General features: G+C 67.1%; 8 protein-coding genes. 2 read left to right on the forward strand and 6 right to left on the reverse strand.

The features are described from left to right. Positions 1-127: 127 nt before the first annotated feature. From MXC99_RS06235 to MXC99_RS06245, 3 genes are read right to left on the reverse strand one after another with little or no spacing between them, the layout of a single operon-like run. A complete protein-coding gene (locus MXC99_RS06235; protein WP_247724653.1) occupies positions 128-1618 on the reverse strand; it encodes an ABC transporter permease in 1491 nt (496 codons plus the stop codon). Between the two features lie 8 nt (positions 1619-1626). Then, positions 1627-2604 (reverse strand): ABC transporter permease, encoded by a 978-nt coding sequence (locus MXC99_RS06240; protein ID WP_247724627.1) that lies wholly within the window; start codon positions 2602-2604, stop codon positions 1627-1629. Then, on the reverse strand, positions 2604-4820 hold the full coding sequence (locus tag MXC99_RS06245; protein WP_247724654.1) for an ABC transporter substrate-binding protein: 2217 nt from the start codon (positions 4818-4820) through the stop codon (positions 2604-2606). The genes MXC99_RS06240 and MXC99_RS06245 overlap by 1 nt, the downstream gene beginning before the upstream one ends. Before the next feature lie 221 nt (positions 4821-5041). On the opposite strand from MXC99_RS06245, the gene fabI reads away from it, so the two are divergent. Beyond that, positions 5042-5839 (forward strand): enoyl-ACP reductase FabI, encoded by a 798-nt coding sequence (gene fabI / locus MXC99_RS06250; protein WP_247724628.1) that lies wholly within the window; start codon positions 5042-5044, stop codon positions 5837-5839. Positions 5840-5976: 137 nt separating this feature from the next. On the opposite strand, the gene MXC99_RS06255 is transcribed toward fabI, so the two are convergent. Continuing rightward, positions 5977-7872 (reverse strand): SurA N-terminal domain-containing protein, encoded by a 1896-nt coding sequence (locus tag MXC99_RS06255; protein ID WP_247724629.1) that lies wholly within the window; start codon positions 7870-7872, stop codon positions 5977-5979. A 203-nt stretch (positions 7873-8075) separates the two neighbouring features. Beyond that, positions 8076-10661 (reverse strand): ATP-dependent chaperone ClpB, encoded by a 2586-nt coding sequence (gene clpB / locus MXC99_RS06260; protein ID WP_247724630.1) that lies wholly within the window; start codon positions 10659-10661, stop codon positions 8076-8078. Positions 10662-10850: 189 nt separating this feature from the next. On the opposite strand from clpB, the gene MXC99_RS06265 reads away from it, so the two are divergent. Continuing rightward, positions 10851-11273 (forward strand): CBS domain-containing protein, encoded by a 423-nt coding sequence (locus MXC99_RS06265; RefSeq protein ID WP_247724631.1) that lies wholly within the window; start codon positions 10851-10853, stop codon positions 11271-11273. Between the two features lie 78 nt (positions 11274-11351). Here the strand turns inward: MXC99_RS06265 and MXC99_RS06270 are convergent, their stop codons facing one another. Then, positions 11352-13397 (reverse strand): sodium:solute symporter family protein, encoded by a 2046-nt coding sequence (locus tag MXC99_RS06270; protein WP_247724632.1) that lies wholly within the window; start codon positions 13395-13397, stop codon positions 11352-11354. Between the last annotated feature and the right edge of the window lie 2 nt (positions 13398-13399).

Here is a 13399-nt window from a genome sequence, read left to right on the forward strand (position 1 = left end):
ATTTTATCGGCCGGCCGCATGCGTTCCCGCCCGCAGCCCTTGCCGCCTGCGGGCAGTCACCTTCGGTGAGAGTCGCCGCGCCCGCTCGTGGTTCTGGATCGCCGCTCTGCGGGGGCTCCGGCAAAGGCTAGCGGCGGGGGTCGAACGCATCACGGACGACATCCGCGAACAGGTTCGCCGCCAGCACCAGCACGAACATGAACACGAAGGCCGCCGCCAGCGACCACCACACCATGGGTTCGCGGGCCAGCTCGGCGCGCGCCATGTTGATCATGGTGCCGAAACTGATCGTGGTCGGATCGACTCCGATACCGACGTAGGACAGCACCGCCTCGGCCAGCACCAGCCCGGAAAAGTCCATCACCAGCGCGATCGTCACGATGTGCATGACGTTGGGCAGGATATGGCGGCGCAGGATGGCTGGCGTGCCGACCCCGAAAGCACGCGCCGCCTGGACGTACTCCAGCTCGCGCAGCTTCAGCGTCTCGCCCCGCAGCAGGCGGGCGAGCCCGGTCCAGCTGGTGATGCCAAGGATCAGGCACAGCGCCAGCAGGCGCGCGTCCGAGCGTTCGGCGGCGGTGTCGAACCACTGCGGGTGAGTGTCGATGACGACCTGCATCATCAGCACCGCAGCAGCGATCAGCAGCACGCCGGGAATCGCGTTCAGCACCGTGTATGTATATTGCACGGCGTCATCCACCCAGCCACCCAGATAGCCGGCAGCGATTCCCAGCGCCACCGCGAACGGCAGCATCACCAGCGTCGTCAGGGTGCCGATCACGAGCGCGGTGCGCACGCTCTTGAGCGCCAGGTAGAGCACGTCCTGCCCGACCTTGTCGGTCCCCAGCACGTGGTAGGCCGGTGCAAGCTGCAGGCAGAGCGTGGCGATGAGCACGAGGATCCCCAGCGTGAGCAGCGCCGCGCGCCAGGCGAGCACCGTACGCCCTGCGGCCAGGGCGCACGCGGCCTCGCCCCAGCCCAGCCCATTGCCGCGCCGGATCAGGCCGACGAGCAGCGCGACACCCCCGGCCCAGGCGAGCAGCGCCTGGCCCAGCGCGGCCAGCATCCGGGTGGCGATGTCGCCGGCACGCTCCGCCTCCGGGTCGACGAGATGGGCGCTGCCGTGCGCAAGGCGGGGGTAGGCGCGGATCTGCCGGCCATCTTCCAGCTGCACGATTTCACGCTGGTACAGGGTCGATGCGAACGGTGCCGAATACGTCTTCTCGGTGTGCGCACGCAGCGGCGCCAGCAGGGCGTCGAGGAGCGACAGCACCTCGGTCGAATACACCGCAGCGGGCAGCGCCGCCGCCCGCCGGCGTTCTTCCCCATCCTCGATTTCCGCCCCGTTTCCGATCGCCGCCGAGGCCGCATCGGCACCCGGATCGAGCACGGGCAGCGGCGGCAGTTGCGGACGGTAGTGCAGGCTGTCGAGCACGCCGAGGGCGACGAAGACGAGCAGCATGGTCGCCGCCGCCATCCCCGCGGGGCGCCGCCCCACCTTGCGCCAGGCCGCGCGCAGCGGCGGCTGGCGGCGCGCATGCAGCGCCCCCAGCAGCGCGACGCCGATCAGCGCGAACAGCAGCAGGTCGGTCCACAACAGCACCGGCTGGAAGCCCATCGACGCATTCATTCCAGCCTCACCCGGGGGTCGACCAGCGTATATGAGAGGTCGGTCAGCACCAGGCCGACGATGTACAGCACCGAGCCGATGAACACCATCGCCCGCACCACGGCGAAGTCCTGCGCGTTGATCGCGTCGATCGTGTAGCTGCCCAGGCCCGGAATGGCGAAGAAGGACTCCACCAGCAGGCTGCCCATGAACAACAGCGGAATGACGACGACGACACCGGTGAGGATCGGGATCAGGGCGTTGCGCAGGACGTGGCGGAACAGCACAGCGAGCTCGGACAAGCCCTTCGCCCGCGCGGTGCGCACGTAGTCCCTGGAAATTTCCTCGAGGAAGATCGTGCGGTACCAGCGCGCACTCGAGCCGATCCCGGCGAGCACGCTGATCAGCACCGGCAGCACGAGGAAGCGCGCCGCATCCAGCCCCGGCGCATAGCCCGAGATCGGCACCAGGGCCCACATCTTCGACACCAGCCACTGCCCGCCGATGATGTAGAACAGGCTTGAGATCGACATCATCGCCACGCACAGCACCACCCCCCAGAAGTCGAGATAGGTGGCGCGGAAGAACACCAGCAGCAAGGCGAAGCTGATCGCGGCGACCAGACTCAGGACGAAGGTCGGCAGCGCGATCGCCAACGACGGCCCCATGCGGTCGCGGATCTCCTGGCCGATGTCGCGGCCGTCGTCGGCGCGGCCGAACTCGAGCGCGAACATGCGCAGCGACTTGTCGAAGAAGATCGTTTCGGTGAAGCGCGCGCTGCCATGCGCTTCGGCATTGACGAACATCGGCTTGTCGTAGCCGCGCTCGGCCTTCCAGCGCTCGATCGCCTCCGGGGTGGCGCGCTTGACGCCGATCTGCATGCGCGCCATGTCGTCGGGCGAATTGACGACGAAGAACAGCACGAACGTCAGCAGATTCACCCCGATCAGGATCGGGACCGCATACAGCACGCGGCGCAGCAGATACGCCAGCATCAGCGCCCTCCCCCGCCTTCGCCCGCGCCGGCCGGCGCCGCGGTCGCCGCCTCACGCCGCCGCCAGTGGATCAGCGCCGGCGCGACCAGCGCGGCGAGCAACAAGGCGAGCAAGGCGAGCGGCCACAGCACCGGCCGGTTCCACTGTGCACGCGCGGCGGCGCGACGCGCGACATCGATACGCTGGTACTTCATCGTGTTGCGCACCATCGCCCCCGGCTTGCGGTTCTCCACCCAGCCGTGCTGCAGCGAATACGACATCGGGTGAAAGCCGAACACCCACGGCGCATCGTGCTGCAGCAGCGCCACCATGCGCTCGATGATCCGCTGCCGGGCCGGACCGTCGGGCATCGCCTTCATGCGCTCGAACAGCGCGTCGTATTCGGGGTTCTCGTAGTTGGCCGCGTTCTGGCCGTTGAACTTGACCTTGCCCTGGGGGCCATGGAGCAGGAACAGCAGATTCTCCGGGTCGGGGTAGTCGGCGTTCCAGCCGAAGAAGAACAGCTGCGCATTCCCCTGGCGGATTTTGTCCTGGAAGCGGTTGAAGTCGGTCGGGCGCACGACGAACTGCACTCCGAGTTCGCGGAACTGCTTGGCCAGCCAGTTCGAGCGCGCCTTGTCGCCCAACCCGCCCGGGGTGGTGTCGAGGTGGATCACCAGCGGCTCGCCGCTCTGCGCATCGCGGCCGTTGGGCCAGCCGGCCTCGGCCAGCAGGCGGCGGGCGACCTCGATGCTGCGCCGCTGCGGCCGTCCCCCATCCACCCCCTCGCCGTCGCGCCATTCGTACACCGTCGGGTTCATCCCCGCCTGCCCTGCGCGCGCGCCGAAGATTCCCGGCGGCAGCGGGCTCATCCCCGGCAGGCCGCGACCGTTGAGGAAGATCGACACGAACTCTTCCATGTCGAGCGCGATCGAGATCGCCTGGCGCAGCTTGCGCGCCTTCTCCTTGCCGGCGCTCGAAGGCCCGCCGCCGACGAGCGGATCGAGCATGTTGAACCCCAGATAGAAGATCGACGGCGACACCGAAGTCAGCAGGCGGATGCCATGCGCCTCCATCTCGTCCGACAGTGAAACTTCACCCTGGCTGGTCAGCGTCACCGCCTGGTCGAAGTTGTCCGAGGACACCCCGGAAGCGTCGTAATACCCCTGCAGGAACTTGTTCCAGTACGGAATGCCCTCGCGCTCGCGGGAGAACACCACGCGGTCGACGAAAGGCATGGCCTTGCCGCAGTCCGCCAGCAGTCCGCTTTCGGCATCGCCCGGCTCGCCTTCGCAGGGATAGGAGTCGGTCCGGTAGTTCGGGTTGCGCACCAGCACCATGCGCGCGTTCGGATTGTTCTCGACCAGCATGTAGGGGCCGGTGCCGATCGGCCACCAGTCCAGAGTCAGGTTGCGCTCGGCCATGCCGGGCTGGCTGAAGAAGCGGTCGGCCTCGGGCGGCACCGGGCTGAAGAAGGGCATCGACAGCCAGTAGAGGAACTGCGGGTAGGCCCCCTGCAAGGTGATGCGGTAGGTGTGGCGATCCACCACCTCGACGCCGGGCAGCTCGAAGCGGCGCAGATCGAGCCAGGGCGAAGCCGGCTCTGCCCCGTCGCCCCCTTCCTGCAGGCGCAAGGCTGCGGCCAGTTCGGCCTGTAGCGTCTTCAGCCCGGGCAGGTACTCGGCCATCAGCTCGAAAATCGGCGAATGCAGGCGCGGATCGGCGAGACGCTTGATCTGATAGACGTAGTCGCCGGCCTCCAGCGCGCGCGTGCCGGTCGCGGTGAAATCCCCCAGTGAGCGAACCGTGCGCAGATCGCCCGGTTTGAGATCCAGGTAGCGTGGGCGGCCATCCTCGCCGGCGGCAAAGGCCGGGTGCGGCTGGTAGAGAATGCCGGAGCGGATGCGCACTTCGACCACCGTGCGGGCGACCGCCGCCGCATCGGTGCCGGCGGCAAGCTCGCGCCCGGAGCGATCGTAGCGGCGCAGCACCGGCATGCCGTCGGCCGTCGCCGGCTCGAGCACGTAAGGGCGCTTCAGGTAGTGGTACTGCAGCGGAGGTTCGACGATCTGGTACAGAAAGCTCGCCTCGTCCTCGCTGTAGGACTGCACCGGGTCCAGATGCTTGGGGCGCTCGGTGAACGCGGTATACAGGATATTGTCCCCGCGCTCGTGCGCCGGATAGGGATCGTTCCACGCCGAACCGCAGCCCCCGAGCAACGCCGCCACCGCCAGCACGGGTAGCGCGGCCGCGAGCGCACGCGCCGGAACGCGGCCGCGGGCCTCGGCGCCGACGCGGCGAAGTGGGCAAGGAAGGCTGAGAAATCGGCGCACGCGCAAGCCGTAGAATCAAGAACAGGGCGGATTCTGGCAGGTTTTGGACGGCGGTGCGATCGGAAGGACATGCCGCGGGCAGGGATTTGGCTATAATCCGCTCCTTGTCATTCGGAGTCTCACCCATGGGCTTTCTCGCCGGCAAACGAATCCTCATCACCGGGCTGCTGAGCAACCGTTCGATTGCGTTCGGCATCGCCAAAGCCATGCACCGCGAAGGCGCGGAGCTCGCTTTCACCTACCAGAACGAGCGCTTCAGGGACCGCGTCGCCAAAATGGCGAGCGAATTCGGCAGCGAGCTGATCTTCCCGCTCGACGTCCAGGACGATGCCCAGCTCAGCGGTCTGTTCGAACAGCTCGGCCAGCACTGGGACGGGCTCGACGGCCTGGTCCATTCGATCGCCTTCGCTCCCAGCGAAGCCCTCGAAGGCGATTTTCTCGACGGCCTGACCCGCGAAGCCTTCCGCATCTCGCAGGAAGTGAGCACCTACAGTTTCCCGGCGCTGGCCAAGGCCGCCCGCCCGCTGATGAAAGGCCGCAATGGCGCGCTCCTGACCCTGTCCTACCTGGGCGCGGTACGCACCATGCCCAATTACAACATCATGGGCCTGGCCAAAGCCAGCCTGGAGGCCGCGGTGCGCTACCTTGCCGTCACCCTCGGCCCCGAAGGCACCCGCGCCAACGCCATCTCCGCCGGCCCGATCAAGACCCTGGCGGCCTCCGGAATCGGCAGCTTCGGCAAGCTGCTGTCGTTCAACGAGCACAATGCGCCGCTGCGCCGCAACGTGACGATCGAGGAAGTCGGCAACGCCGCCGCGTTCCTGTGCTCGGATCTCGCCAGCGGCATCACCGGCGAGGTGATGTACGTGGACGGCGGCTTCAACACCACCGCACTAGGCAACGCCGCGCCTCTGCCGCAGTAGTCCTTGCCACGGCAAACCCGCTGCAACAATCGAAATGGGGGCGGTCAGGACAACTGACCGCCCCCATTTCGTCGCCCCCTCGGTGCCGCCCCCACCCGACGATCCCCGACGCCGGCAGGGCGGCACCGGGGCTGCCGTTACTGGGACTGGGCCTGCAGCGCCGCGGGCTTGATCTCGACCTCGTAGCGCTGGCGCAGCGAGGCCAGGAAAGCACCGAAATCGCGTGCCGCCAGCAGTTGCCCGTACTGCGCGGCGACCGCGCCGATACGCGGATCATCCGCGGCGATTTGCGGACGCTCGACCGCCTCGATGCGGTAGATGACGTAATCCCCTTCGGCCAGGCTCACGCCGACGTGGGCGGGCAGCGCCGTGGACGGCGCGGTAAACACCGCCTGCATCGCTGCCGCCGGCAAGCCCGGAGCACCGCGCTGCACGGTCCGCTCCTCGCCCCAGGCGGCCTTCACCGGCTCGCCCTGCTGCAGCCGGGAGAGGGTTTCGGCCCCCTGCTCGGCAGCCAGGCGCTGGCCGCGCTCACGGCGCAGCTCGTCGACGATGCGCCCGCGCACCTCATCGAGCGGCAGGCGCTGGGCTGCTTCGAAGACCTTGACCCGGGCCGACACCAAGGTCCCGTTTCCGACCTCGATGGCCTCGGTGTTGCGTCCATTTTTCACCGCCTCGTCGGAGAACACGGCTTCGAGCAGGCGCTCGTTGGTAAACGGCTCACTGCCACTGCTGCGCGAGATCCAGTCGCTGCTTCGAAGCTCCAGGCCGAGCGCCTCCGCCGCCGGCGTCAGGCTGTCGGGCTGCTCGTACACCGTATTGGCGAACTGCTCGGCCAGCTCGGCGAAGCGACGGCCGGCTTCCTGCGCCCGCAGCTCGGCGCGGATCTCCTCGCGGACCTCTTCGAAGGGCTTGACCGAGGCCGGCTTGATGTCGGTGACCTGGATGATATGGATGCCGAATTCGCTTCGCACCGGATCGCCGATCCGGCCCTTTTCCTGCGCGAAGACCGCATCCTCGAACGGGCCCACCATCATCCCACGGCCGAAGAAGCCGAGGTCGCCGCCGCGCCCGGCCGAACCCGGGTCCTGCGACTTGTCACGGGCAATGTCGGCGAAGCGCGAGGGGTCGCTGCGCAGCGTATCGACGAGCGCACGTGCCTCGCCCATGACCTTTTCCACCGTCGCCTCGTCAGCCCCGCTCTCGAGCGCGAGCAGGATGTGACGGGCCTGGCGCTCTTCGGCAACACCGAAACGGGCCGGGTTGCCTTCGTAGAAGGCGCGGACCGCGTCGTCGCCGACTTCAACCCGGCCTTCCACAGCAGCCCGGTCGAATACCAGGTATTCGGCCTGCAGCCGGGCCGGACGCTCGAAACGCGCCGGATTCGCGTCGTAGAAGGCCGTGACGTCCTCGTCCGCCACGGCGATATCGGCGGCCAGGCGCGCGACCGGGAAGCGCAGTTCGCGGACCCTGCGCTCCTCGAGCTGTGCATTCATGAAGCGTTCCGCCGAAGCCTTCGGCACCAGGCTGGCATCGCCGATCGCAGTCACGATCTGCTGCACGCGCACGTCCTGGGCGAGGCGGGCTTCGAAGTTCGCCGGAGTCATGCCTTGGGCACGCACCACCGCCTCGTAGCGTTGCAGGGAAAACCGCCCCCCCTCCTGGAACGCCGGCACCGCGGTGATGGTTTCCTGCAACTGCTGCGGCGTGACCACGAAGCGGTTTTCCGCCGCGTACAGGGCGAGCGCGCGCTGATTGATCAGATTGTCGAGCACCGCCCGGCGCAGTTCGGCCGACTCCAGCAGCGCGCGATCGAGCTGGCCGCCGGCACTGGCGCGCAGACGGTCCTGCTGCTCGCGCAGGGCCTGGTCGAACTCGTAGGCGCTGATCGCGGTTCCGCCCACGGTGGCGACCTCGCTGCCGGTGGGCGAGTCGCTGAAATAGGCATCCATGCCGAAGAAAGCGAAGGGAACGATGAGGATTGCCAGAATCAACTGGGCAACCCGCTTGTTGTTGCGAATGGCCTCGAACATCGCGGTTTCCGTAGAAGGGAACAAGAAAGATGGGCGCGCGGCGGCGCCCACAAGGGCGGCAGTTTAGCGCATCCGCCGCGGTTTCTGCCCCTGTCCCGGCGCCCGCGCGGGCTTGTCGCACCGGCGGGGGCCGCTCCCGGTCACGGCTTCACCCCGCGTCGACGAGCCCGCAAAGAGCACCGTACGGCTCAGCACTTCAAAGCTCAGGGAGTGGCGCCTTCGAACACGAGACGGCCGTCCCGGGCATCGACCCGCACCCGGTCCCCGGCACTGAACTGCCCTTCCAGGATCGCCTTCGCGAGCGGATTCTCGATCCGCTCCTGGATCGCGCGCTTCAGCGGCCGGGCGCCGAACACCGGGTCGAAACCGGCCTCGGCGAGTTCGCCGAGCGCCGCGTCGCTGACTTCCAGCACCATCTCCAGCCGTGCCAGGCGCTTCTCCAGATGCTGGAGCTGGATGCGCGCGATGCCGGCGATGTGCTTCTCGTCGAGGGCATGGAACACCACCACCTCGTCGATGCGGTTGATGAACTCGGGACGAAAATAGGTTTTGACTTCGGCCATCACCGCGAGCTTGATCACGCCGTAGTCGTCGCCCGCCATCTGCTGGATCATCTGGCTGCCGAGGTTGGAGGTCATCACGATCACGGTGTTCTTGAAGTCGACCGTGCGCCCCTGACCGTCGGTCATGCGACCATCGTCGAGCACCTGGAGCAGCACGTTGAAGACGTCCGGGTGGGCCTTTTCGACCTCGTCGAACAGGATCACGCTGTAGGGCTTGCGGCGCACCTGCTCGGTGAGATAGCCGCCTTCCTCGTAGCCGACATAGCCCGGCGGCGCGCCGATCAGGCGCGCGACCGAGTGCTTCTCCATGAACTCGCTCATGTCGATGCGGATCAGGTGCTCCTCGGAGTCGAACAGGAAGCTCGCCAGGGTCTTGCACAGCTCGGTCTTGCCGACGCCGGTGGGGCCGAGGAAGAGGAAGGAGCCGTAGGGCCGGTTCTCGTCCGAGAGGCCGGCGCGCGAACGCCGGATCGCGTCCGACACCAGGCGCACCGCCTCGTCCTGGCCGACCACGCGCTGGTGCAGCTTGTCTTCCATCTGCAGCAGCTTCTCGCGCTCGCCCTGCATCATCTTGCTCACCGGGATGCCGGTGGCGCGCGACACCACTTCGGCGATCTCCTCGGCGCCGACCTGGGTGCGCAGCAGCTTGTTCGGCGTCGCGTTCTCGCCCGCCTGCTCGGCGAGCTTGAGCTGCGCCTCGAGTTGCGGCAGCTTGCCGTACTGCAGCTCGGCGACCTTGTCGAGCTGGCCCTTCCTCTGGAACTCGGCCATCTGCGCGCGCAGCTGGTCGATCTCTTCCTTGACGTGGGCCGAGCCGGCGGCCTTCGATTTCTCCGCCTTCCAGATCTCCTCGAGATCGTTGTACTCGCGCTGCAGCTTGGCGAGTTCGTCCTCGATCAGCTGCAGGCGCTTCTGCGACGCTTCGTCCTTTTCCTTCTTCACCGCCTCGCGCTCGATCTTGAGCTGGATCATGCGGCGGTCGAGCTTGTCCATCACTTCCGGCTTGGAGTCGATCTCCATCTTGATCCGCGCCGCGGCCTCGTCGATCAGGTCGATCGCCTTGTCGGGCAGGAAGCGGTCGGTGATGTAGCGATGGCTCAATTCGGCGGCAGCGACGATCGCCGGGTCGGTGATGTCGACGCCGTGGTGGATCTCGTACTTCTCCTGCAGGCCGCGCAGGATGGCGATCGTGGCCTCGACCGTGGGCTCGTCGACGAGCACCTTCTGGAAGCGGCGCTCGAGCGCGGCGTCCTTCTCGATGTACTTGCGGTACTCGTCGAGCGTGGTGGCGCCGATGCAGTGCAGCTCGCCGCGCGCGAGCGCGGGCTTCAACATGTTGCCGGCGTCGATCGCGCCTTCGGCCTTGCCCGCGCCGACCATCGTGTGCAGCTCGTCGATGAAGACGATGATGCGCCCTTCTTCCTGGGCGATCTCCTTCAGCACCGCCTTCAGCCGCTCCTCGAACTCGCCGCGGTACTTGGCGCCGGCGAGCAGCGCCGCCATGTCGAGCGAGAGCACGCGCTTGCCCTTCAGGGTCTCGGGCACTTCGTCATTGACGATGCGCTGGGCGAGACCTTCGACGATCGCGGTCTTGCCCACGCCGGGCTCGCCGATCAGCACCGGGTTGTTCTTGGTGCGCCGCTGCAGGATCTGGATCGCGCGGCGGATCTCGTCGTCGCGACCGATCACCGGGTCGAGCTTGCCGCTGCGGGCGCGCTCGGTGAGGTCGAGGCAGTACTTGGCGAGCGACTCGCGCTGGCCTTCGGCGTCCTGGCTGGCCACGCCGGCACCGCCGCGCACGGCCTCGATCGCGGCCTCCAGCGCCTTGCGCGTCAGGCCGTGCTCCTTGAGCAGGCGGCCGGCCTCGCCCTTGTCCTCACACAGCGCGAGCAGGAACATCTCGCTGGCGATGAACTGGTCGCCGCGCTTCTGCGCCTCGCGGTCGGTGACGTTGAGCAGGTTGTTGAGATCGCGCCCGAGGCTGACCTCGCCGCCATGGCCCTCGACCTTGGGCAGGCGGCCGATCGCCTTCGCCACCGCGTTCTTCAGCGGCGGCACGTTGACGCCGGCGCGCTGCAGCAGCGAGACCGTGCCGCCGTCGTCCTGTTCGAGCATCGCCTGCAGCAGGTGAAGCGGCTCGATGAACTGCTGGTCGTTGCCCACGGCGATGCTCTGCGCATCCTGCAGGGCCTGCTGGAACTTGGTGGTGAGCTTGTCGAAGCGCATGGAGGGCGTCCTCAGGAACGGTTGACTGACTCGTTATGTGGGGCGCGTTCGGCGCGCTTCAAGAGCCGCGACCAAAGCGCACCGGGCACACGACACAGAGTGCGGCGATGTTAACGAATGTCAATATCGCCGGCGCGCTTTCGGCATAGGCTGCAGACAGGGAGGCAGGCTATCGATCGGGAGCACGCCATGAGCAATCGCAACGTTTCATTCATCGTCAAGGATCAGAATCCGTTGATGTTGCGCCCTGCAGATACGGTGCAGACGGCATGTCGGAAAATGTGCGAACGCAACGTCGGTGCAGTGCTGGTTACCGATGCCCGCGCCCACCTGAAGGGGGTGTTCACCGGCCGCGACGCGGTGCAGATGATCGCCCGCGGCGGCAATCCCGCCAGCGTCAGGCTGGCAGAAGCGATGACACCGCACCCCGACACCATCGCACCGGAGCGCACGGCGATCGAGGCCCTGCATATGATGTGCGATGGCGGGTACCGTCACCTGCCGGTAGTGGTGGAAGGCAAGGTCGTCGGCATCGTCTCGCGCAGCGACTTCAAGGGCCTGGAGCTGGACCGCTTCGAAGACGAACAAGGCCTCTGGGAACGTATCTGCTGAAGCGGCAACGGCCTGGGCAGGCCGGCTTGCGCCCCGGCGCCATACGTCCGAATGTCGGCGGAGGGGCCGCGCCGTAGCTTACTCTTCCCGCTCCGGGTAGGGCTGCAGTTCCGGATAGCGCACGTAATCGACCAGATCCTGGATCTCCCGCGGCGGCGGCGCGGTCAGCAGGCTGACGACGACGATGGTCACGAACCCCAGCGGTACCCCGAACACGCCGGCCGAAATCGGATTGATGTCGAACCAGGCATTGGCCATCGAGCCGCCGAAAAACGGATGCGTCTGCACCACGTAGATCAGCGTCAGCGCCAGGCCGGCGAGCATGCCGGCGACGGCTCCGGGGCGGTTCGCCCGCTTCCAGAAGATGCCCAGAACCAGCGCCGGAAAAAACGCCGACGCCCCGATCGAGAATGCCAACCCGACCATGAACAGGATATTGTCCGGGCGCATCGACGCCACCCAGGCCGCCACCACTGCGACCACCAGCAACTGCGACTTGGAAATGACCAGCCGGCGGTGGGTGGAAGCCTGCGGATTGACGACCTTGTAGTACAGATCGTGCGACAGGGCGTTCGAGATCGTCAGCAGCAGGCCGTCGGCAGTCGACAGCGCCGCCGCCAGCCCCCCCGCCGCTACAAGGCCCGACACCACGTAAGGCAGGCCGGCGATTTCCGGGGTGGCGAGCACGATTACGTCAGTGTCCATGCGCAACTCGGCCAACTGCAGGATGCCGTCCAGGTTGAGGTCCTCGATCTTGACCAGACCGACCTTGCCCCACGAGCTGACCCATTCGGGCAGGATGCTGATGCTCGAGCCGACCACGTTGTGATACACCTCCCACTTCGCGAACACCGCGTAGGCCGGTGCCGTCACATAGAGCAGGAAAATGAACAACAGCGACCAGGCTACCGAACGCCGCGCCTCGACCACGCCGGGGGTGGTGTAGTAGCGCATCAGGATGTGCGGCAGGGCCGCGGTGCCGACCATCAGCACGAACATCAGGGCGAGGAAGTTGTTGCGCGCGACGGTGGATTCGGCGGCATTCGCCCCCGGATGCGCCTGGGCATGGCGCGGGGGGGGGCGCGAGCGCTCCAGTGCCTCGGCGCGCGCCCGGCTCCACATCTGCTCGGCCTCGGTCGGCGTGCGCGGGAGGTCGCGCAGAGCCCGCTCGGTGAGGGCGATCTCGCGTGCCGAGGCGTTTCCCAGGCGCAACTCGTTCAGGCGCTCGATCAGCGCACGACGCTCGGTTTCCAGCGAATCGGGCAACGCGGCGATCTTGGCCTGGTAATCCCGCGCACGGGCGGCGTACAGGGTGCGCACTTCGACCTCGGAAGGCGCATCGAACAGAGCGTCTTCGCGGACGACAATTTTCTGCAGCACGCTGCCGTAGGCAGCCTGGGGCAGCGGGATGCCCGTCAGCTTGTAGGACAGGATCACCACCGGCACCAGGTAGGCGATGATCAGGATCACGTACTGCGCCACCTGGGTCCAGGTCACCGCCCGCATGCCACCGAGAAAGGAACACACCAGGATGCCGGCGAGCCCGATGAACAGTCCGATCTCGAACTCGACGCTGACAAAGCGGCTGGTGACCAGGCCGACGCCGTAGATCTGCGCCACCAGATAGACGAAGCTCGCCAGCACGGCCGCACCCAGCCCGACCAGGCGCACCACGTTGCCCTGGTAGCGTGCGCCGAGGAAATCGGGAATCGTGTATTGGCCGAATTTGCGCAGATAGGGCGCGAGCAACAGGGCCACCAGCACGAAACCGCCGGTCCACCCGGTGACGAAGGCCAGCCCTTCAAAGCCGGAAAAATAAAGCGTTCCGGCCAGGCCGATGAAGGACGCCGCACTCATCCAGTCGGCGGCGGTGGCCATGCCGTTGAACATCGCCGGCACCCGGCGGCCGGCGACGTAATACTCGGACACATCGGTGGTGCGGCTCATGACGCCGATGGCGGCATAGATCGCGATGGTCACGAACAGGAAGACGTGGCCGATCACCGGCTGCGACAGCCCCAGGTATTCACCCATCGCCAGCAGCAGCACGAACAACACGAACACGACCGTATACCAGCCGTAGTAACGCCGCAGGCGGCGGGCAAAGGCGCGATTGCGCTTCATGA

The sequence above is a fragment of the Thauera aromatica genome (genome assembly GCF_023093595.1).
GTDB classification, from domain to species: Bacteria; Pseudomonadota; Gammaproteobacteria; order Burkholderiales; family Rhodocyclaceae; genus Thauera; species Thauera aromatica_A.